A 20,401-nucleotide genomic window follows, 5' to 3' on the forward strand; every position below is an offset into this window, starting at 1 on the left:
ATCCCCACGGCGGGCGGGCGCGAGGATGTCAGAGCCCGGCCGTAGTCTGGGCCGCGTGACTCCTTCTGACGAGCCCTCCCTCTTCGATGCCGCCGCCGAGGCAGGCGGCCCCGCCGTCGACGATCCCACGCGGCCCCTCGCGGACAGGCTGCGCCCGCAGACGCTCGACGACGTCGTCGGACAGGACCATGTTCTGGGCGCCGACGCCCCGCTCGGGCGGATGGTCGAGCAAGGACGGCTCTCCTCGATCATCCTGTGGGGGCCGCCGGGCTGCGGCAAGACGACGATCTCCCGGCTCCTCGCCGAGCGCACGGGCCTGGTCTTCGAGCAGGTCTCCGCGACGTTCTCCGGGGTGGCGGACCTGCGGAAGGTCTTCGGCGCCGCCGCGAGGCGCCGTCAGATCGGCCAGGGAACGTTGCTCTTCGTCGATGAGATCCACCGCTTCAACCGGGCCCAGCAGGACTCGTTCCTGCCCTACGTGGAGGACGGGACGGTTGTGCTCGTGGGGGCGACCACCGAGAACCCGAGTTTCGAGCTCAATGGGGCGCTGCTGTCGCGCTGCCAGGTCCTGGTCCTCTCCCGGCTGTCCGAGGACGCCCTCAACGAGCTCCTCACCCGCGCGGAGCGGCTGACGGGGCGCGAGCTTCCGCTGACGGGGCCCGCCCGATCCGCGCTTATCGCGATGGCCGACGGCGATGGCCGTTACCTGCTGGGCATGGTCGAGCAAGTCCTCGCGGCGGCGGGAGTGCCCGACGGCGGCAGTGGGGGACTTCTGGACGCGCAGGATCTCGCCGACGTCGTCGCCTCGCGGGCGCCGCTCTACGACAAGACCTCCGAGGAGCACTACAACCTCATCTCCGCGCTGCACAAGTCGATGCGCGGCAGCGACCCGGACGCCGCTCTGTACTGGCTGAGCAGGATGCTGCTGGGCGGCGAGGACCCGCTGTTCATCGCCCGGCGGATCGTCCGCTTCGCCAGTGAGGATGTGGGGATGGCTGATCCCGGGGCTCTGCGGATCGCGCTCGCCGCATGGGACACCTATGAGCGCCTCGGCTCTCCCGAGGGTGAGCTCGCGATCGCCCAGGCGGTGGTCTACCTGGCGACGGCGCCGAAATCCATCAGCGTGTACCGGGGCTTCAACCGGGCCTGGAAGCAGGCCAAGCGGACGGGGTCTTTGATGCCGCCAGCGCATATCCTCAACGCGCCGACCCGGCTCATGAAAGAACTGGGCTACGGCGAGGGGTATCAGTACGACCCTGATACTCCCGACGGGTTCTCCGGAGCCGACTATTTCCCGGATGGTTACCCCGCGCCGCAGGAGCGGAAGGCCTTCTACGAGCCGACCGATCGCGGCTACGAGAAGCGAATTCAGGAGCGACTCGTCTACTGGGATGGGCTCCGCACTGAGAAACGGAAGGGCGGTGGGGAGGCTTCGTGATTCCGCCCCCCTCATCGAGACCGGTTGAAAAGAGGATCGAGACCGGTCCGGAGAATGGGGGGGATCGTTAGTGGCCTTGGTGTTCTTCGGCGTCGTCGGATAGGTAGGGGATGAGGCGGCGGATGTTGAAGGGTGGGGCTGTTTGGGTGGTGGTGACGTAGCCGTCGACGGGCTGCCAGTTGGTGGCGCCTGTGGGTTTGAATCTGGCGGTCCAGGTGGTGGTGAGGGTGACGGTGACGTTGTCGGCTGTGGTGGCGTAGAGGTGGGTGACGGTCTGGTTGGGGTAGGGGTGTCCAGGGTCGGTGGTGGACAGGGTGGTGTTGTCTCCCCAGTTCCAGGTGTAGGTGGCGGGGGTGACTTCGACGTCGACACTCGTGCCTGCGACGGTGGTGGTTAGGGTTCTGGTGGTGGGGTTGGTGTAGGCGATCAGCGGCATGTGGAGCAGGATGGTGCCGGTGGGCGGCTGGATGAAGACGCCGGAGCCGTCGACGATGAGGGTGGCCACATCATGCGAGGTGAGCACGATCGGCGCGGGGGCCGGGGCGGCGGCAGCTGGGTCCGCTGGGGTGTCGTCGCTCTGCAGGGTGCAGTGCCCCGTTTTGTTGAGATCGCTGATCTCCTCCACCCAGCACGTCCAGCGTCCCCCAGCTGGGTTGTCTTGAGGTGATGCCGCTGATACTGCGGCAGGGCTGGGAGCGCCTTCTGGTGCGTTTCCCGAGCCCCCTGACGGTGTGCCTGTCTGGACTGGGACCTCTTCGTAGACGTCGCTCGTAAGTCCGACATGATTATCGTATCCCTGTGCGTCAACGTTTCGACTTGAATGGTCACCGCTGGTTTCCAATGCTCCTGCGGTGCCTGCTGTTAATGCGCATAATGATAGTAGTATTGTGAATACTTTCTCTCTCATTCTGTGGACACCCCACGGATAATCCACTCTTCTCCATTGTGGCGAAGGGCTATAAATAGTTTTGTGGTTTCGTTTCCTTCTTCGGTGATGTCGCCTGCACCACTGACCGTCGTAGATGCGGTCGTAACTAGGGTTCCTTGGATCGCTGAATACTCCTTTCCTGTTCCTGGCGGAGTGTAGGACATATCCTGAATTGTGATTTCCCAGGGGTTGGCCCATCCTCCGCCTTGGTGGAGCTTGGTGGCATTGTCGATAGCTGACTTGCAAAAGACGCAGCTGTCTTCGCTCATGGAGGCCAGGTCGGTGGTATCCCCGGTGACGAAGGCGTAGCGGTAGAGGGCGAAGAAGTAGGCGACGGCGTTCGTAGCGCCCTCTGGAGTGTTCTGGCTGGTGATGTCGGGCTTGGGCGGTTTGGGCTCGGCCAGGGCGGTGGCTCGTTGAGCCTGTAGTTCGGGGCTGAGGGACGGCAGGGCGCTGGCGGTGGGGGTCGCGTCCGCGCTGGCGTTGGGGGTGGAGAAGAAGCGTGTGGGCAGTGTTCCAGTGACCTCGACCGGGGACGCGTCTTTGGCGCAGGCAGTCAGCAGCGTCAGGCTCACGGCGCAGCAGGCGGCCAGTACGAGGGCGATCGGGTGGGCCCAGCGCCTGGCCGCGCCCGCCGTGAAGCCCTTGAGCCATCGGGGCCGTTGGGGCGGTCGAGTGCGAGTGCTGGTGCGCCGTCGAGATCCTGTCGCGCCGATGGCGCGGGGCGGGGTATGGGGAGGCGTGGGGGCCATGGGTCTGGGGCCTTCCAGGCGGGAAGCGGGCGGACATGGACCAGGGGAAGGATTCGAGGCCCCAGGTCGGCCCCAGTGACGGCGGCCTCGCCGTCGAGCCCCCACCTTAGAGCCCCACCCTGTCCGCGCGCCAGACCCCATGGCGGATCTGTGGATAACCCGCCAACACGCCGCCGACCAGCACCAGCCTGTGGATACTGGAGCGGTTTCGCTCCTGTTTTCGACCGGTCTCGGCGAGAGGGAGGGGCTGTGGCTGTGGCAGGCTTGGAGCCATGCCGCCCGCACGACCCGCTGCTTCGAAGCGCTCCCGCCCCGCGGGCCCCTCATGGGATCAGGTGGACCTCGCGCCCGTCGTCCTCGTGCGAGGGGGAGAGGAGCTCCTCGGCGAGCGCGCCGTCGACCGACTCCTCGCCCAGGCCCGCGCCAAGGACCCCACCACGGAGATCGTCCGCCTCGACGCCTCCACCTACGAGCCCCATATGCTCGACACCCTCGTCTCGCCCTCCCTCTTCGGCGAGCCCAAGCTCGTCCACGTGCCCAACCTCGAGCAGATGACGGACCCGCTGCTCGCCGACCTGCTCGCCTACGTCGCCGCCCCCGACCCCGACGTCGTCGTCATCCTGCGCCACAACTCCGGCCAGCGCGGAAAGAAGCTCCTCGACGCCATCGCCGCCTCGCCCTACCCCGTCGTCACCTGCGAGCCGATCAAGAAGGACGGGGACAAGGCCGCCCTCGTCAACGCTGACGTGCGCCGCGCGGGTCGGCGCATCGAGCCCGAGGCCATCGGCGCCCTCGTGGACGCCCTGGGCTCCGACCTGCGCGAGCTCACCAGCGCCGTTGCCCAGCTCATGGCGGACACCGAGGGCACCATCACCGTCGCCCACGTCAACACCTACTACGCCGGCCGCATCGAGGCCACCGGCTTCAGCGTCGCCGACGCCGCTATCTCCGGCAACGTCGCCAAAGCCGTCACCCTCCTGCGCCACGCCCTGGCCACCGGCGTCGCCCCCGTCCTCATCGTCTCCGCCCTGGCCACCAAGCTCCGCCAGCTCGCCCGCGTCGCCGCCGCAGGCGGACGGCCCAGCATGGGCCCCAAGGAACTCGGTATGTCCCCCTGGCAGGCCAAGCGCGCCCGCGCCGAGCTCTCCGGATGGTCCGACGACGCCCTCGCCGCCGCGATCATCGCCGTCGCCCGCGCCGACGCCGAGACCAAGGGAGCCAGCCGCGACCCCGAGCACGCCGTCGAGCGCGCCGTCCTCGCGATCTGCTCCGCCCGACGGGGCCGCCTGCCCGCCCGGCGCTGAGCCCACGCCGGGCGGTCCGCCCCCGGGCCCTCAGTGGGATCCCGAGCGCCCTCAGCGCTTGCGGTACAGCGACTTCGTCGCGTACACGGGCTCGTTGGTCACCTGCACCCCCAGGGAGCGGAAGATCCCCTCATCCACACTGCCCAGGATCGTCGAGGTGTGCACATCGCAGCCGCGCAGCGTGGCGATCTGCTCCATGGCGCGCGCCGCGTTGGGATCCGTGGAGGCGGACACGGCCAGGGCGATGAGCACCTCGTCGGTGTGCAGGCGCGGGTTGCGCGAGCCCAGGTGCGTCGTCTTGAGCGTCTGGATCGGCTCGATCGACTCCGGCGAGAGCAGCAGCACCTCGGAGTCGATGCCCGCCAGGGCCTTGAGCGCGTTGAGCAGCATCGCCGACGAGCAGCCCAGCAGGGGTGAGGTCTTGCCCGTGATGATGCGCCCATCGGGCAGCTCGATCGCGGCGGCGGGCGCGCCCGTGGCCTGGGCCAGCTCGCGCGTGGGCGGCACCACCGGCCGGTCCTCCACAGTCACCCCGACCTTCGCCATCGACAGCGCGATGCGCTCGGACTGGACGGGGTCGATCGCGTCCTGCTTCTCCGTGACCAGGGCCTTGAAGTAGCGGCGGATGATCTCCTGCTTGGAGGCCTCGCGGCAGGCCTCGTCGTCGCTGATGCAGTGGCCGGCCATGTTGACGCCCATATCCGTGGGGGAGGCGTAGGGGCACTGGCCGAGCATCTGCTCGAAGAGGCGCACGAGGACCGGGAAGACCTCGACGTCGCGGTTGTAGTTGACGGTCTGGACCCCGTGCGCGGCCAGGTGGAAGGGATCGATCATGTTGACGTCGTCGAGATCCGCGGTGGCGGCCTCATAGGCGATGTTCACCGGGTGGTCGAGCGGCAGGTTCCAGATGGGGAAGGTCTCGAACTTCGCGTAGCCCGAGGACAGGCCCCGCTGGTGGTCCTGGTAGACCTGGGACAGGCAGGTGGCCATCTTGCCGCTGCCCGGCCCGGGCGCGGTGACGACGACGAGGTCCCGCTCGGTCTCGATGTACTCGTTGCGCCCGTAGCCCTGGTCGGAGATGATCCGCGCGACGTCGCCGGGATAGCCGGGGATGGGGAAGTGGCGGTACACGGTGATGCCGAGCCGCTCGAGCTTGGTCTTGAAGGCATGCGCCTCGCGGTTGTCGTCCGTCCACTGTGTGACGACGACGCTGCCCACGTACAGCCCGTAGTCGCGGAAGGCGTCGATGTGGCGCAGCACCTCGTCCTCGTAGCCGATTCCCAGGTCGGCGCGGACCTTGCGGCGCTGGAAGTCGCGGGCGTTGACGGCCACGATGATCTCGACCTCGTCGATGAGCTCGGCGAGCATGACGATCTTGTTGTCCGGGGTGAAGCCGGGCAGCACGCGGGAGGCGTGCATGTCATCGACGAGCTTGCCCCCGAACTCCAGGTAGAGCTTTCCCCCGAACTGCCTGCGCCGCTCCGCGATGTGCTCGGACTGCATCCTGAGGTACTTGTCCCGGTCGAATCCGATTCGCGTGGGCATATGGGCTCCTGGGGTCGCGGTGGGTGAACCGCCTGCCGGCCGGTTCGGCCGCAGGCCGCGCGTCATCGTAACCCCCGCGAGTATGACGACGGCGTGACACAGGCCCGTCGGAACCGGTGGTGTTGCTGGCGCCGCTGCTACCGCTGCCGCCGGTGGTGCCTCAGGGCGACGTCGCGGCCGACCGCCCGCGCAGAGGAATCGCCCGCCGGCGGAGGGGGAGCGCCTGCGGCTTATAGGACGTTTGCTGTTGGTTCTGGTTTCTCCTGGCGCTGGGGTCGATGGCCCGGTCGGCGGTCTCGTCGGGTGCTTTCAGCACCGGCGGCTGCGCTGAGCACTGCGGGTTGCGCTGAGCACCTTCGGCTGCGGTGAGAACGCAACCCACGGCGTAAGAGGCAACCGCTGGTGCAGGAGGCACCCCGCGGTGCTCTCGAGGGCGCAGGGTCGCCCACGACCGCCCAGCGCTGCTCAAGACGCACCCACGCGAGCCCGCGGCGGGCTCCAGGCGCGGTCCGACGGCGCAGCATCCACGGCAACTCCATGTCGCGCTCCGTCCGGCCCGCCTCTGTACGCGGGTTCGGGCGACATGACGCGGGTTCGCGGCACAGGACGGGGGCGCTACCCCCGTCCTGAGGGGGAAGACCCCGGCCAGAGGGGCGAACCCCCGTCCAGAGGACCACGACGGGCACGTTCACAACGAGGCGAGTCCCGCGCAGGGGTGTCGCGCGCGACGCTGGCGGGCGCCGCCCCACGGGCGGCACGGGTGGGATCGGCAGGCCCGGGCGGGCCCCGCCGCGCCGACTTCATCACGCCGATTCCGGCGCCATCGCGACGAAAACCCGGCGCCTGGCCAACACGATATGTCCGGGGTCCCCACTGCCCGATCAGTGAGTCAAGACGCGGGTTTTCCTCGCCATTGCAACGAAAACCCTGTGTCCGACCACCACAGAATGTCCGGGGATGAACCCAGGATGAACCGACTCCAACACCGAGGAAACACCGCGATACCAGGGAAACCCGACCTCAAACCAACACAAAGTGTCCAATAAGCCGCGCCTGCAGAGCGGCCCGGGGCGCCTCCCTTGATGGGAGGCGCCCCGAACCGTTGATCGTGGGAGGCGGTGGCCTCAGAGGGAGGCGACGCGCTTGGCCAGCTTGGACTTGCGGTTCGCGGCCTGGTTCTTGTGGATGACGCCCTTGGAGACGGCCTTGTCCAGCTTGCGGCAGGCCTTCTTGAGGCCCTCCTCGGCGGCGGCCTTGTCCCCGGCCTCAACCGCCTGGCGCACGCGGCGCACGTAGGTCTTGAGCTCGGACTTGACGGACTGGTTGCGCAGGCGGGCCTTCTCGTTGGTCTTGATGCGCTTGATCTGGGACTTGATGTTCGCCACTGTTCAGTGTTGCTTTCTCGATCGTCAGATGGTCATTGGCCGGAAAGAGGGTTCGCGCCACGGGCGTGAGAAGGTGGTGGAAGCACCCGGCGATGCCCGGTCGCTGGACCCCGAAGCCGGCCAGGCCAGAGGTCCAAGAACGCACTCTAGCAAAGCGGTGCCTCCTGGTGCCCCCTCGGGGCTGGTGGGCGGCGTGAGGTGCGTCGCGCTCCTCCCGGGCCCGCCGCTGCGGCGCCCCTCAGCCCCAGTGCTCGCGCAGCGCCGCGACGACGGCGTCGAAGGTCCCCCGGCTCATCGTGGCCCCCTCGCGGCGGACGGCGGAGGGCTCGACGGCGAGGAGGCGGTCGAGCCGGACCTCGCTCGGGCGGCCCCTCGGGTCCCAGGCGCCCGAGCCGACGTCGAACCAGTAGCGGCCGTGACTGGCCTCCTGGGCGGCGTCCCGGTCATGGTCCTTGGAGGTCATCTGGGCGATGATGAGGCTCTCCCCGGCGCGGGCCAGGACCAGGACGGGGCGGTCCTTGCCCTGGGAGGCGTCCTCCTCGTAGGGCACCCACGTCCACACGACCTCGCCCGGGTCGGCATCGCCGTCGGGGTTGGGGGCGTACTCGAAGGAGGGGAGCCCGGCCGAGGCGACGTCGTAGACGCGGATGCTGGCGCTCCCACCGCTGGGGGGCTGTGGGGCTCCCGCGCTCGTCCCCGCCCTGCCGCTCTTGCGCGCGGTGGAGGTGGTGCCGCTCGCGGCGGCGCCGCCCTTGCTGCCGCGAGTGCCGCTGCTGGCGCGGCGCTCGCGCTGCCTCAGGGTGGAGGAGAAGGCATCGGTGGCGGCGCGGCCGACCGCGCGCAGGATCCCATCGAGAAGGCTGGCCATGGGCTCCACCCTACAGCCGTCGGCCACTCGACGATGGGGGCGCCCCCAGCCTCGCGGCTGAGGGCGCCCCCATCGGATCGCGCCGGTGAGGCGCTGATTCCCGCTCCTACTTCTTCGCCTGGGTCACCGTGGTGCACAGGGGGAAGGAGGAGGAGTCGATCGTGGCGTTGCCCTCGACGTCGATCGTGGCATTGAGGCCCTTCGACGGGTCGTTCGGGTCGCAGGTGCCCAGCGCCTTCCACCCGTCCGCGGTGATGGCGGCAGTGTCCACCGCGTAGGTCGCGCGCAGCGTCAGGGGGTACTGGGCGTTGGCGGTCCACAGGCTGGACGTGGGGACATGGATCGACCCGTCCGCCTGGGGCTCCAGGGTGTCGCGCAGCCACCAGATGCCGCTGGGCTCGACGTACTGCAGGGTGAGCCCCGCTGGCGCCTTGGGCTTCAGCGTGAGGTTGGGCAGCTGGCCGTCGGCGTCGGTCGTGTTCGTCAGGGTCACGATGTAGTCGACGGTGACATAGTCGGTCGAGTGCATGGCGTCGGGGGGCTGGACCTCGGAGTTGGAATGGCTGGTCGACGCCGTCGCCTCGCCGCGGGCGTTCGCATCCTCGTAGAGCGTTGAGAAGGTCTTCTCCTGGGAGGTCACGCTCGTCGAGATCGTGTTGCGCCCCACGACCTCCGACAGGTCCACCTCGCAGGTGGCCTCCTTGCCGCCGGGGATCGATGCCGAGCCCCCGGAGACCTCCAGGCTGGTGGCGGTGCCCTCGGCGGTGACGACCTGGCCTCCGAAGGGAGTCAGGTCGCAGCTCATCCTCGTGACGGTGGCCTTGCCCTCCGTGCGCGCCGCCGCGATCGTGAAGCCGGTCAGCGGGCTGGTGGAGTCGTTGTGGATCGTCGCGGTGTAGCGCCCGGTGTACTTGGGGGAGCCCGCGGGAAGGTCCTGCTTGCTCGTGGTCACCGTGGCGTGGGTGGCGCTCGCGGGCTCCTTGGCCGCCGTGGCGGTCGGGTTGTGCGGCGTGGCGTCCTCGGTGCTCGTCAGGGTCGGCTTGAGCGTGTAGTCGCGCGCCTGATCGCCCGGGTTCGTCACCAGCGTCCCGATGCTCAGGTCGAGGTAGGAGCCGGTGGGCCTGCCCGTGAAATCGACCTTGTAGGCGAGGCGCAGGTGGCTGGGCGTGCAGGAGATGCTGTCGACGCTGGCGGAGTAGTCGCCGTACTTGGTGTACCGGTCGTAGATGCGCTGGAGGAGCCCGAGGCCGGAGGAGCCGTACCGGTAGATCGAGCCCTGGGGGTCGTCGTTGGTGTACAGCGCCGCCGCTCCGGCAACGCCCTCCTCGGATGAGCAGTTCCAGGACCACTCGCCTGGCTTCGAGTCGGCCTCGAAGGTCACGGTCACCTCCCTGCCCGGTGCCACGGTGTCAGGGATGCGCACTCCCCAGAAGAGGCAGTGGGCGGCGTCCTCGGCGCCCTGGCAGCCGCTGCCGCCCGGGGCGTAGAAGCCGGTGACGCTGATGTCGTCGTTGCCGTCGCTGGGTATGGGCGTCTCCGCGCTGGCGGGGACGCCCATCAGGGCGGCGAGGGCCATGGGGAGGGCCAGGAGGGCGCCGAGAAGGAGACGCAGCCGGGCGGGCGGATGAGGACGTGATTGGCGCATGGCAGGCCTTCTCTCGCAATGTCTCGAAATGGTTAAAGTCACCCCATCAATATCAATCTAACGTGGCGAGAGTCACTTGTGAAGAGGTTCACGTCAACTAATCAATGAGCTGACCCGCCCATTCGCCCTCGTCATGGGCCCTTCATCGTGCTCGAAGGCGCCCGTGGAGGCCCCGTGGGGGCCTGCCGAGGCCTCGCGGTGGACTCGGCGCCCCAGTCCCGGGCGCAGCGGGATCGCTCCCTCGCGGCGCCGCCCGGGCCACCGCGAGGGAGCCAGCCCGGCTCAGCGCGCCCGTGTCGCCGCCTTCATCGCGGCGACGAATCCGCGCAATTCCGCGCTCATCGCCTCGATGACCTCCTTCCGCGCTGCCCCGCCCAGCCCAGCGGCGGCGATCGCCGGGGCGTGGGACTCCACGATCTGGACCGTCGCCGACCCGGAGATCGCGCCATCGGCGCCCGCCGCGATCGCCTCGGCGACCTGCTCGGGTCGCGAGATGCCGAAGCCGAGCATGACCGGGGCGGCGGCGTCGGCGCGCAGGCGCTCCACCGACTCGGCGAGCCCCACGGTGGAGGAGGCCCACTCGGTGCCGGTCACCCCCACCCGGGAGACGGCGTAGACGTAGCCGCGTGAGGCCGCCGCCACCGCGTCCAGGGTCTCGGCTGCGGCCGACGGCGGGGCGATGTAGACGGCGTCGACACCGGCCTCCTCGGCGGCCCGGCTGAAGGCGGCCGACTCGCGGATCGGGACGTCGGGCAGCAGCACCGAGTCGATGCCGGCCTGCGCGCACTCGGAGTAGAAGCGCTCCAGGCCCATCGCGAAGGGCACGTTGCCGTAGATGAGCATGCCGATGGGCAGCCACGGGTGGCGCCGGCGCACCCGCTGAACCACTTCCAGGCAGTCCTGGAATCCCACACCCGCGGCCAGGGCCCGCACATGCGCCTTCTGGATCGTGGGGCCGTCGGCGACCGGGTCGGTGAAGGGCACGCCCAGCTCCAGGGCGTCGGCCCCACCGGCGATGAGCGCCTCGATGACGGCCTCACTGGTGTCCGGGTCGGGGTCACCCACCATGACGAAGGGGACGAAGGCGCCCTCGCCGCGCTCCTTGAGGGCGGCGAACATCGCAGGATAACGACTCATCTCAGAACTCCTTATCCGGGCCGGCGTCCAGGCTGGTGCCCCTGGCGGCCTTCAGACCCGCGTACTCGGTGCGCTTGCCCATCTGCTCCACCATGCGCGAGGCCCTGGCCACGGCGCCGTCCGTGGAGACGGAGCCGCCCAGCCTCGCCTGGACCTGGTCGAGATCCTTGTCCCCACGGCCCGACAGGCACACCAGCAGGATCGGGGGCTCCTCGCCGTCGGGCACCTGGCGGGCCATGGCCAGGACCTGAGCCAGGGCGTGGGCCGACTCCATGGCCGGGATGATCCCCTCGTGGCGCGACAGCAGCCGGAAGGCCTCGATCGCCTCGTCGTCGCCGATGCCCACGTAGCGGGCCCGGCCGGTGTCCGACAGCCAGGCGTGCTCGGGACCCACACCCGGGTAGTCCAGGCCCGCCGACACCGAGAAGGACTCCTCGACCTGCCCCTCCGAGGTGCGCATGAGATAGCTGCGCGCCCCGTGGAGGATCCCCACCAGCCCCTTGTTGATGGGGGCGCCGTGGCGGGACGTGTCCAGACCCTCACCGGCCGGCTCAACCCCGATGAGCTCGACCCCGGGGTCGTCGATGAACTCCGCGAACATGCCGATCGCGTTGGAGCCACCGCCCACGCAGGCGATGACCGAGTCCGGCAGCCGCCCCGTCAGGCCCAGGACCTGGGCGCGGGCCTCCCGGGAGATGACCCGGTGGTACTCGCGCACGATCGTGGGGAAGGGGTGAGGCCCGGCGGCCGTGCCCAGCAGGTAGTGGGTGTCGGCGAAGGAGGCCGTCCAGTCGCGCAGCGCCTCGTTGACGGCGTCCTTGAGCGTGCCCGCGCCACTGTCCACCGGGACCACCGTGGCGCCCATGAGCTCCATGCGCTCGACATTGGGCGCCTGACGCACGACGTCGGTGGCCCCCATGTAGATGGTGCAGTCCAGACCCAGCAGGGCGCAGACCATGGCCGTGGCCGTCCCGTGCTGGCCCGCGCCGGTTTCCGCGATGATGCGCCGCTTACCCATCCGCTTGGCCAGGAGGGCCTGCCCCAGAACCTGATTGCCCTTGTGAGCGCCCCCATGGACCAGGTCCTCGCGCTTGAGCAGGATACGGGCGTTGCCCTCCAGCGGGAGGTTGCGCAGCTCGGTGACCGCTGTGGGACGCCCCAGGTAGCGGCTCATGAATGCCTCCAGCTCGGCGGCGAAGGCCGGATCGGCCTGGGCGTCGATGAAGGCGTCCTCGAGCTGGTCCAGCGCCGGGATGAGCAGCTCGGGCACGAACTGGCCCCCGTAGCCGCCGAAATAGGGATCGAGGCGCGGGTGCTTCCAACGGCCGTCCGGGTGCGGCGGCGTCGCGGCGGCCTCGGCCAGGCGCTCGCGGCGCAGCGCCGGCGAGACTGGCGAGGCCTCGGGCACCGGGGAGGCGTCACCGGAGGAGGCGCCCGGCACCGGCACGGCCTCGGCGAGCGCCCGGGCCGCGGAAGCGGCGTCAGCCGAGCCCGACAGGCTCGAGCCGACGAGCAGCGCGTCCACGATGCCAGCCAGGCGCCGGACATCGCCGGGCCCATGAACCCCGGACTCGCCGACGAGGACCGCGCCGGCCGGGGCCAGGGGCGCCATCTCCTCGGTGCGCGCGAGGTCCGTGGCCAGCGTGCGCAGGTCGCGGTTGTTGATGCCGATGACCCGCGCTCCCAGGGCGGCTGCCCGGCTCATCTCCTCGGGGGTGGAGACCTCGGTGAGCACGCTCATCCCCAGCGAGGCCGCCAGTCCCGCCAGTTCCCGGTAGACGTCGTCGGGCACGACGGAGAGCATGAGGAGGATCGCGTCCGCCCCCAGGTGGCGGGCCGCGAGCACCTGCACGGCATCGACGATGAAGTCCTTGCACAGGACGGGCTGGTCCACCGCCGCGCGCACCCTCGCCAGGTCCTCGTAGTCGCCGTTGAAGCGGTCGGGCTCGGTGAGCACGGAGATCGCCGCCGCGTGGGGCGCGTAGGCCGAGGCCAGCGCGGCGGGGTCGTAGTCGGCGCGGATCGAGCCGAGCGACGGCGAGGCCGCCTTGCACTCCATGATGATCGCCGGGCGCGGGCTCGCGGACGGGCCCGTGCGGCGCCGCAGGGCCTCCTCGAAGGAGCGCTCGGAGCGCGGCAGGGCCGCGGCCTGGAGGTGCCCGAAGCGCTCGCGCAGCTCGGGCAGGCGCTCGCGCCGTGCGGCCACGATCGCGTCGAGCACGGTGCCGGTGGCCATGAGGCGCTCCTCGATCGGCGCGCGCTCGGGGCGCGGCGCCGCGCCCGGCGTGGTTGGTCCGGCGCTCATGCCCGCTCCTCGCTCTCGGCGCCCGCCTCGCCCGCCTGCCCGGCCCGCGCCGCCAGCTGCGCCGCGGTGGTCATGGACTCCAGGTGCGCTCCCGCCGCGCCCGAGGCGAGCTGCTCCAGGGCCATGCGAGTGCCGTCGGCCAGGTTGTCCGCCGGGCCCGCCAGGTAGAGGAGGGCGCCGGCGTTGACGGCGATGGCGTCGCGGTGCGCGGGCTCGCCCCGCCCCGCGAGCGCCTCGCGCAGGGCGCGCGCGTTCTCGGCGGCCTCCCCGCCCAGGATGTCCGTCAGCTCCCAGGTGCCCACCCCGAGGTCGGCGGGGGTGACCTCATAGGCCTTGACCCCGCGGGGGGTGGCCTCGCGCACGAGGGTGGTCCCGTGGACGGCGATCTCGTCGGTGCCGGCCCCGTGGACGATGAGGGCGCGCTTGCGGCCCAGCTTGACCATGGACTCGGCGATCATGTCGAGCATCGCGGGGTCCCACACGCCCATGAGCTGGTAGGTCAAGTGCGCGGGGTTGAGCAGGGGGCCGAGCACGTTGAAGATCGTGGGCGTGGCCAGGGCCTTGCGGATCGGCGCCACATGCTTCATCGCCGGGTGGTAGGCCTGGGCGAACAGGAACGTGAAATGGTCGCGCGCGAGCAGATCGACGGCCTGCTTCGCCGTCACGTCCAGGGGCAGGCCCAGGGCGGCGACGACGTCGGCCGCCCCCGTCTTGGAAGACACCGCGCGGTTGCCGTGCTTGGCCACGGAGATCCCCATTGACGCGGCGACGAGCCCGGCCGCGGTGGAGATGTTGATCGTGCCGACGCCGTCGCCCCCTGTGCCCACGACGTCGACGAGCGGGAAGGCCACGGCGGGGAAGGGACGCGCGGCCTCACGGAAGGCGCTCGCGGCCCCGGCGACCTCGTCGGCGGTCTCGCCGCGCGAGTGCAGGGCGGCGAGCAGGGCGGCGGTCTCGGCCTCGGAGAGGTCCCCCGCGCCGAGCGCGGCGAAGACGATGCCGGTCTCCTCGCGGCTGAGCCGGCGGCCCTGGATGACCTCGCGCAGGAGGCGGTGGGCGTCCTCGGCGTCGGCGACGGCGGGGGCTGGCTCCGGGGCGGTGGTGGGCTCTGGCGTGGTCATCGGCTCTCTCCTGTGGGCGTGGCGGTGGTCGTGGTCAGTCCGGCGATGAGCGCCCGCAGGATCGCGGGACCGGCCGGTGTGAGGATGGACTCGGGGTGGAACTGGAGGCCGACGGCGGGCCGGTGGCGGTGCCGGGCGGCCATGACGATCCCGGCAGTGGCGGCAGGGCCAGCAGCGCTGGCGGTGCCGCTCGCGCCGTCGCTGGCCTCGGCGGCAGCGCTGGTGCGCGCCAGGCACACCAGCTCCTCAGGAAGGTCCCGCGCGCCGAGCGAGTGGTAGCGGGCCACGTCGAGGGGCCCGCCGTCGAGGACGGCGAAGGCGGCGTCGGCGCGCCCGGCGTCGGTGACCTCCACACGGGTGGAGCGGCCATGGACCGGCTCGACCCTCCCCACGCTCCCGCCGTAGGCCTCGACGATGGCCTGGAAGCCCAGGCAGATCCCCAGCGTCGGCAGGCCCTGCTCCAGGGCGGCGCCCAGGACCTCCATCATGCAGCCCGCCTGCCGGGGGTGCCCGGGTCCGGGAGAGAGGATGAGGGCGGGGCGCTGGCCCGCGGCGGCCTCCTGCGGCGTCGGCTCGAGGGCGGCCAGGACGGCGCGGGCGGGCGCGGTGTTGCGGTAGACCTCGGTGGTCACGCCCAGCATCGCGAGCTGGTCGACGAGGTTGTAGACGAAGGAATCACGGTTGTCCAGCAGGATGACGCGCATCTCAGGCCTCCCCGGTCTCGATGATGAGCTCGGCGCCCCGCGCGGCCGCCACGGCCGCCAGCACGGCGCTGGCCTTGTGAACGGTCTCGGCCGCCTCGGCCGACGGATCGGAGGCCCCGACGACGCCCGCGCCGGCCTGCACGAGCGCGCGCCCGCCGGTGACGAAGGCCGAGCGGATGACGATGCAGGTGTCGAGCTCGCCGTCGCCGCGCAGGTAGCCGACCGAGCCGCCGTAGGAGCCGCGCCGGATGCCCTCGGCCTCGCGGATGAGCTCGGCGGCCCGCAGCTTCGGCGCGCCGGTGAGGGTGCCCATCGTCATCGAGGCGCGGAAGGCGTCCAGGGGGTCCAGGCCCTCGGCGAGGCGACCGCTGACCTCCGAGACCAGGTGCATGACGCGGCTGTAGCGGTCCACGCGCAGCAGGTCTCGCACCTGCCGGGTTCCCGGGGCGCTGACACGGGCGACGTCGTTGCGAGCCAGGTCCACGAGCATGACGTGCTCGGCGACCTCCTTGGCATCCGTGCGCAGCTCCAGCTCCAGTCGCGTGTCCCTCTCATGGTCCACCGAGCCGTCCGGGGCCAGCCCCCGGGGGCGGGTGCCCGCGATCGGCCGGATCGCCACCTCGCCGGTGGCCGCCGAATGCAGCAGGGCGGACTCCGGGGAGGCGCCCAGCAGCTCGAAGCCCGGCGCCGCCACATAGAACATGTAGGGGCTCGGGTTGGCCTCGCGCAGCGCGTGGTACGCCGCCAGCGCGTCCGGGCAGTCGATCGTGAAGGCCCGCGAGGGGACCACCTGGTAGACGTCCCCGGCGCGGATCGACTCCTGGAGCCCCGCGACGAGCGCCGCGAAGTCGCGGTCGGAGATGCTCGGAACGGCGCGCGCCACCGGGCGGGCGCCCTCCGCGCTGGGCACGGGCGCGGGGCGCTCCGCGCCGGCCGGGGCCGCGGGCTCGGCGGCGTCGATGACGGCGGCCAGCTCATCGAGGCGTATCGCGAGATCATCGCCGTCCACGCTCGCGCCCACCAGCGTCGCCTCGCCCGTGGGGTGATCGACGACGAGGAGGATGCGCGCCGCGTAGAACAAGTAGTCCGGGCAGGTGTTGGGCCCCTCGGCCACCGGCGGCAGCTGCTCGAAGCCCGCCAGGTAGTCGAAGGCGAACACCCCCGCGACGAGCGGCAGGTGCGGATGGTCCACCTCCTGGGCGGCGAGCACCCGAAGCGGCTCGATCGTCGAGGGGGCCGCCAGCCTCTCGCGCTCCTCCATCCCGGCGTCGTCGGCCGGCGCGGGGATCCGCACCGCCAGGCGGCCCGGGGCCTCCTCGACGACGCGGTCGGCCAGGGCGGCGCCCACGCGCGCCACGGCGGCCTCGCCGTCGGGCCTGGCCTGCTCCAGTGCCTCGATGACCACCCGGTCACCCTCGCAGGTGAGCCGCGCGCTCGCCTCGAGCATGAGGACCGTCGTGCGCGAGGACCCGGTGGTGATGTCCGCGCTCTCCAGCAGGGCGACGTCCACCGGCCGGCGGGGCCCGCCCGCGCTGGCCGCGCTGTCCGTGGTGGTGGCGATCGCGCCCGCCGCCGCCAGGCGCTCCACGAGGGCGCCGGAATCCAGCGGGTAGCGGACACGCCGGGTGAGGACCACCGGCGCCGCCGCGCCCTCTGGTCCGGCCGCCCCTGCCGGTCCTGCTGGCCCGGCGGCCGGGGCGGCTGTCGTCTCGCTTCTCATGCTGCGCTCCTCATCGTTCCCTCTCGCTCGTCAACGTTCCTCGTCATCGGCGGCGCGGTCAGGACAGGTGCTCGCGAACCTCGTGCATGTCCTTGTCCCCGCGCCCGGAGAGGTTGACCAGCAGCAGCATCTCCTCGGCCTCGCCGGCCGCCTCGCGCTCGCGGGCGATCCGCAGGGCCTCGGCGATGGCGTGGGAGGACTCCATGGCGGGGATGATGCCCTCGGACCGGGACAGCTCCCGGAAGGCGGCCAGGGCGTCGTCGTCGGTGATGCCGACGTACCGGGCGCGGCCGGTGTCGGCCAGGTGCGCGTGCTCGGGGCCCACGGAGGGGTAGTCGAGGCCGGCGGAGATGGAGTGCGAGGGAAGGACCGCGCCGCCGTCGTCGAGCATGACGTAGGAGCGGGTGCCGTGGAGGATGCCGGTGCGGCCCGCGCAGATGGGGGCGCCGTGGAGGGTGGTGTCCAGGCCCTTGCCCGCGGGCTCGACGCCGATGAGCTCGACGTCGTCGCCCAGGTACTCGCTGAAGGCGCCGATGGCGTTGGAGCCCCCGCCCACGCAGGCGATGACGGCGTCCGGGAGGCGGCCATAGCGCGCGAGCGCCTGGGCGCGGGACTCGACGGAGATGACCGACTGGAAGTAGCGCACGATCGTGGGGAAGGGGTGGGGGCCGGTGGCCGAGCCCAGGATGTAGGCGGTGGACTCCAGGCGCTCGCACCACTGCGTCAGGGCGGTGTCGACGGCGTCCTTGAGTCCCTGCGCGCCGGTGGTGACGGGCACGACCGTTGCGCCCATGAGCTCCATGCGCTCGACGTTGGGGCGCTGGCGCTCGACGTCGTGGGCGCCCATGTAGATCGTGCACTCCAGGCCCAGCAGGGCGGCGACCATGGCGGTGGCGGTGCCGTGCTGGCCGGCGCCGGTCTCCGCGATGAGGCGGGTCTTGCCCATGCGCTTGGCCAGGAGCGCCTGCCCGAGCGCGTTGTTGCCCTTGTGGGCGCCGCCGTGGACGAGGTCCTCGCGCTTGAGGACGATGCGGGTGCCGGGCCGCGAGAGGTTGCGGCACTCGTACAGGGGGGTGGGGCGGCCGAGGTAGCCCTCGCGCAGGTCGTCGAGCTCGGCGAGGAAGGCGGGGTCGGCGACGGCCTCGGTGTAGGCGGCCTCGAGCTCGTCGAGCGCGGGCAGGAGGAAGTCGGGGACCTCCTGGCCACCGAAGCGCCCGAAGAAGGCGGGCAGGAGGGTGTCTCGGGGAATGTCGGCGCCGGGAGCGGGGGCCGTGTAGCCGGGGGCGTCGGGGCCGAGGGGGCCGGTGGGGACGCGGCTGGCGGTGGGGGCGGCGCCGGGGAGGGCCTGGGAGGAGTCTGCGGTGCTCATGGGGGGCTCTTTCCTTGGAGGGTTGGTCATGCTCTCAAGGCGGGCCCGGGGCTTCGCGCGCTCTCGCGCCCGCCTTCGCGGCGAGCGGGGCGTCGGGTACGACGTGTCAGTGGCTCGCCCTCAGGGGAGCCACCACCAGCAGCGGGTGCGCGTCGTCGTCATGGCGCACACGCTAGGGGAGCGGCGAGCCCGCCGCCAAATCCCACGTGGCGGCGCTCATATCGTGGGATGAGGGGGAGGGGGTGACTGCTGATGTCGCGGTATTGTGGCACTGTGCTCATGTCGCAATAAGGTGACATTGAATGGACGTCACGATAGTATGACATCGTGAGCGATGCGATTCTGACGATCGGAGATCTGGGTGCCGCCATCGTGCGGGCTCGTCAGCATCGTGGTCTGACGCAGGCACGACTGGCTCAACAAGCCGGGGTCTCCCGGCAGTGGGTGAGCGAGGTCGAGGCGGGCAAGCGCGCGGGTGTCGAGTTCTCCTCAGTGTTGAGAGTCGCGCGTGTGCTGGGGCTGGCGTTGGCGCTCACGCCCCGTGATGACGCGAGGAGTGGAGGGGCGCTGAATGCCCCTTCGCGCGGTGCTCAAGCGGATGGTTGGGATGCTGAGGCGCACCTGCGTGGGCTGGGGGTCCTATGAGGCAGCTTGTGGTTCTTCTCGGCGGGTCCAGCATTGCTCGACTCATCCAGACCGACGGCGGCCAGCATCGCCTCAGCTATGACCTGGCGGCAGTCGGTGAACCCCTGTCGGTCGCGCTTCCCCTGCAACCCGAGGCGCACCACCACAGCCGAGTCGACCCCTTCCTCGAGGGACTGCTGCCGGACAACGCCGCTGTCCGGGAGGCGCTGGCGCGGCGCTTCAGCGTTTCTCCCCGCAACCCCTTCGCGCTCCTGGAGCACATCGGCCACGACTGCGCAGGCGCCGTCCAATTCGCGCGCGAGGAAGAGGCAGGCGACCTGCTGGCGCGGCGCGGAGCCCTCCAGCCGATCTCCGACGAGGCCGTGGGCAAGCGCCTGGCCGCGCTCGCGGAGGATCGCGCCGCCTCCTGGATCGCCCCCGCCGAGGGTTGGTCCCTGGCGGGCGCCCAGGCGAAGATCGCCCTGCGGCGCGTGGACGGCGCCTGGTACGAGGCCCGCGGCGCCGAGCCGACGACCCACATCCTCAAACCAGGGATCTCCGGGATGCGCGAGCAGGCCCTGTGCGAGCACCTCTGCCTGGGCGCCGCCCGCGAGGCCGGGATCCCCGCCGCGCGGACCAGCTATGAGCGCCTCGGCGCCACTGAGGCCCTCGTCATCGAGCGCTACGACCGGCAGATGGCCGACGGTGGCCGCTTGGCGACCCGCCTCCACCAGGAGGACCTCTGCCAGGCCACGGGCACCTACCCGCACCGCAAGTACGAGTCCAACGGAGGGCCCTCCGCGCTGGACGTCATCACCCTCCTGTCCCGCTGGGCCACGGACGACGGCGCCTCTATCCGGCGCTTCGTCGACGCCCTCATCCTCAACGTCCTCCTCGGCGCCCCCGACGCACACGCCAAGAACTACTCGATCCTCCACTCCGGCCGGCACCGCGTCCTCGCGCCACTCTACGACCTCGCCTCCGGCCTGCCCTACCGGCGAGGCGGCCTCGTCTCCTCCTCAGGGATCGGCCAGCCCGACGACACCCCGTGGCGCACCGTCGCCATGAGCATCGGCGGCACGCGGGACCTCGCCGCCATCGGGGCGTCCCGCTGGGAGCGGTTCGCCGCAGAGGCGCGCCTGCCCGGCCGGGCCCGCATGGACGGAGGCGCCGTCGTCGACCGGATGCGCGTGCTGGCCGCCCTGCTGCCCGACGCCCTGGCCACCGTCATCGAGCGCGAGCGGCGCGAGAACCCGGGACTCTACACGGGCAAGGAGATTCCCTCCAGGCTGCTCGACGCCGTCGCCGTTCGCTGCGCCGAGGCCGCCGCGCGCCCTTGACCTCGCCGAGATCGTCACTTTGGCGCCGACTTCGTACCCTTACCCACCGAAGTCGGCATCAAAGTGACGAAGTCGAGGGATAGCGCGGGGCGTCGGCCACAGTTCGGGGCCGGGCGGCGGGCGCCGTCGTCGGCCGGGCGCGGGGCGTGGAAGACTGACCCCTAGTCGGATGGGCCTGCCCAGGGCCTGTCAGCGAACCCGTCGAACCAGAACCTC

16 protein-coding genes are annotated in these 20,401 nt (G+C 71.2%); 4 read left to right on the plus strand and 12 right to left on the minus strand.

Features of this window, described 5'->3' with window-relative positions; translation table 11 throughout:
• Positions 1 to 25: 25 nt before the first annotated feature.
• Positions 26 to 1,438, plus strand: a complete 1,413-nt coding sequence (locus A1QA_RS0107905) for a replication-associated recombination protein A (protein WP_051000576.1) — start codon at positions 26 to 28, stop codon at positions 1,436 to 1,438.
• Positions 1,439 to 1,505: 67 nt separating this feature from the next.
• Here A1QA_RS0107905 and A1QA_RS0107910 read toward each other — a convergent pair whose 3' ends face one another.
• Both A1QA_RS0107910 and A1QA_RS15925 read right to left on the minus strand, forming a co-directional pair.
• Positions 1,506 to 2,063: a hypothetical protein gene (locus A1QA_RS0107910; protein WP_017178371.1), complete on the minus strand. Its 558-nt coding sequence runs from the start codon at positions 2,061 to 2,063 to the stop codon at positions 1,506 to 1,508.
• Positions 2,064 to 2,341: 278 nt separating this feature from the next.
• Positions 2,342 to 2,941 (minus strand): DUF6318 family protein, encoded by a 600-nt coding sequence (locus tag A1QA_RS15925; RefSeq protein ID WP_154652325.1) that lies wholly within the window; start codon positions 2,939 to 2,941, stop codon positions 2,342 to 2,344.
• 449 nt (positions 2,942 to 3,390) lie between these two features.
• On the opposite strand from A1QA_RS15925, the gene holA reads away from it, so the two are divergent.
• Positions 3,391 to 4,422 carry a DNA polymerase III subunit delta gene (holA, locus tag A1QA_RS0107915; protein WP_026048799.1) on the plus strand — a complete coding sequence of 344 codons (1,032 nt, stop codon included), beginning with the start codon at positions 3,391 to 3,393 and terminating at the stop codon, positions 4,420 to 4,422.
• 51 nt (positions 4,423 to 4,473) lie between these two features.
• Here the strand turns inward: holA and A1QA_RS0107920 are convergent, their stop codons facing one another.
• From A1QA_RS0107920 to trpB (A1QA_RS0107965), 10 genes are all read right to left on the minus strand, one after another.
• Positions 4,474 to 5,967, minus strand: a complete 1,494-nt coding sequence (locus tag A1QA_RS0107920; RefSeq protein WP_017178373.1) for a DUF1846 domain-containing protein — start codon at positions 5,965 to 5,967, stop codon at positions 4,474 to 4,476.
• Between the two features lie 1,124 nt (positions 5,968 to 7,091).
• Positions 7,092 to 7,352: a 30S ribosomal protein S20 gene (gene rpsT / locus A1QA_RS0107925; RefSeq protein WP_017178374.1), complete on the minus strand. Its 261-nt coding sequence runs from the start codon at positions 7,350 to 7,352 to the stop codon at positions 7,092 to 7,094.
• Between the two features lie 238 nt (positions 7,353 to 7,590).
• Positions 7,591 to 8,220, minus strand: coding sequence for a type II toxin-antitoxin system PemK/MazF family toxin (locus tag A1QA_RS0107930; protein WP_017178375.1), 630 nt, complete (start codon positions 8,218 to 8,220; stop codon positions 7,591 to 7,593).
• A 106-nt stretch (positions 8,221 to 8,326) separates the two neighbouring features.
• On the minus strand, positions 8,327 to 9,865 hold the full coding sequence (locus A1QA_RS0107935; RefSeq protein ID WP_017178376.1) for a hypothetical protein: 1,539 nt from the start codon (positions 9,863 to 9,865) through the stop codon (positions 8,327 to 8,329).
• A 282-nt stretch (positions 9,866 to 10,147) separates the two neighbouring features.
• Positions 10,148 to 11,002: a tryptophan synthase subunit alpha gene (gene trpA, locus A1QA_RS0107940; RefSeq protein ID WP_026048801.1), complete on the minus strand. Its 855-nt coding sequence runs from the start codon at positions 11,000 to 11,002 to the stop codon at positions 10,148 to 10,150.
• A 1-nt stretch (position 11,003) separates the two neighbouring features.
• Positions 11,004 to 13,307, minus strand: a complete 2,304-nt coding sequence (trpB, locus tag A1QA_RS0107945; RefSeq protein ID WP_017178378.1) for a tryptophan synthase subunit beta — start codon at positions 13,305 to 13,307, stop codon at positions 11,004 to 11,006.
• Complete coding sequence (trpD, locus tag A1QA_RS0107950; protein ID WP_017178379.1) at positions 13,304 to 14,428, minus strand: anthranilate phosphoribosyltransferase; 1,125 nt, start codon at positions 14,426 to 14,428, stop codon at positions 13,304 to 13,306. The genes trpB (A1QA_RS0107945) and trpD overlap by 4 nt, the downstream gene beginning before the upstream one ends.
• Complete coding sequence (locus A1QA_RS0107955) at positions 14,425 to 15,132, minus strand: anthranilate synthase component II (protein ID WP_017178380.1); 708 nt, start codon at positions 15,130 to 15,132, stop codon at positions 14,425 to 14,427. Before A1QA_RS0107955 ends, trpD begins: the two co-directional genes overlap by 4 nt.
• A 1-nt stretch (position 15,133) precedes the next feature.
• Positions 15,134 to 16,852: an anthranilate synthase component 1 gene (locus tag A1QA_RS0107960; protein ID WP_082181180.1), complete on the minus strand. Its 1,719-nt coding sequence runs from the start codon at positions 16,850 to 16,852 to the stop codon at positions 15,134 to 15,136.
• Between the two features lie 58 nt (positions 16,853 to 16,910).
• Positions 16,911 to 18,221, minus strand: a complete 1,311-nt coding sequence (gene trpB / locus A1QA_RS0107965) for a tryptophan synthase subunit beta (RefSeq protein WP_017178382.1) — start codon at positions 18,219 to 18,221, stop codon at positions 16,911 to 16,913.
• 327 nt (positions 18,222 to 18,548) lie between these two features.
• Between trpB (A1QA_RS0107965) and A1QA_RS15405 the strand changes: the two genes are divergently transcribed.
• Both A1QA_RS15405 and A1QA_RS14045 read left to right on the plus strand, forming a co-directional pair.
• The gene (locus tag A1QA_RS15405) at positions 18,549 to 18,866 is read left to right on the plus strand and encodes a helix-turn-helix domain-containing protein (RefSeq protein ID WP_208853910.1); all 318 of its coding nucleotides are present in this window, start codon (positions 18,549 to 18,551) and stop codon (positions 18,864 to 18,866) included.
• Entirely contained in the window at positions 18,863 to 20,185 is a 1,323-nt protein-coding gene (locus A1QA_RS14045) for a type II toxin-antitoxin system HipA family toxin (protein ID WP_082181181.1), read from the plus strand. Before A1QA_RS15405 ends, A1QA_RS14045 begins: the two co-directional genes overlap by 4 nt.
• The last annotated feature ends 216 nt before the right edge of the window (positions 20,186 to 20,401 follow it).

It is taken from the genome of Actinomyces timonensis DSM 23838, assembly GCF_000295095.1.
Classification (GTDB): Bacteria; Actinomycetota; Actinomycetes; order Actinomycetales; family Actinomycetaceae; genus Actinomyces; species Actinomyces timonensis.

Coding starts and splice junctions, on each gene's coding strand:
- trpB (WP_017178378.1), bottom strand. CDS start 13,307: ATGAGCGCCGGACCAACCACGCCGGGCGCGGCGCCGCGCCCCGAGCGC.
- A1QA_RS0107905 (WP_051000576.1), top strand. CDS start 26: ATGTCAGAGCCCGGCCGTAGTCTGGGCCGCGTGACTCCTTCTGACGAG.
- A1QA_RS0107935 (WP_017178376.1), bottom strand. CDS start 9,865: ATGCGCCAATCACGTCCTCATCCGCCCGCCCGGCTGCGTCTCCTTCTC.
- A1QA_RS0107955 (WP_017178380.1), bottom strand. CDS start 15,132: ATGCGCGTCATCCTGCTGGACAACCGTGATTCCTTCGTCTACAACCTC.
- trpA (WP_026048801.1), bottom strand. CDS start 11,002: ATGAGTCGTTATCCTGCGATGTTCGCCGCCCTCAAGGAGCGCGGCGAG.
- A1QA_RS0107930 (WP_017178375.1), bottom strand. CDS start 8,220: ATGGCCAGCCTTCTCGATGGGATCCTGCGCGCGGTCGGCCGCGCCGCC.
- holA (WP_026048799.1), top strand. CDS start 3,391: ATGCCGCCCGCACGACCCGCTGCTTCGAAGCGCTCCCGCCCCGCGGGC.
- trpD (WP_017178379.1), bottom strand. CDS start 14,428: ATGACCACGCCAGAGCCCACCACCGCCCCGGAGCCAGCCCCCGCCGTC.
- A1QA_RS0107920 (WP_017178373.1), bottom strand. CDS start 5,967: ATGCCCACGCGAATCGGATTCGACCGGGACAAGTACCTCAGGATGCAG.
- A1QA_RS14045 (WP_082181181.1), top strand. CDS start 18,863: ATGAGGCAGCTTGTGGTTCTTCTCGGCGGGTCCAGCATTGCTCGACTC.
- A1QA_RS0107960 (WP_082181180.1), bottom strand. CDS start 16,852: ATGAGAAGCGAGACGACAGCCGCCCCGGCCGCCGGGCCAGCAGGACCG.
- trpB (WP_017178382.1), bottom strand. CDS start 18,221: ATGAGCACCGCAGACTCCTCCCAGGCCCTCCCCGGCGCCGCCCCCACC.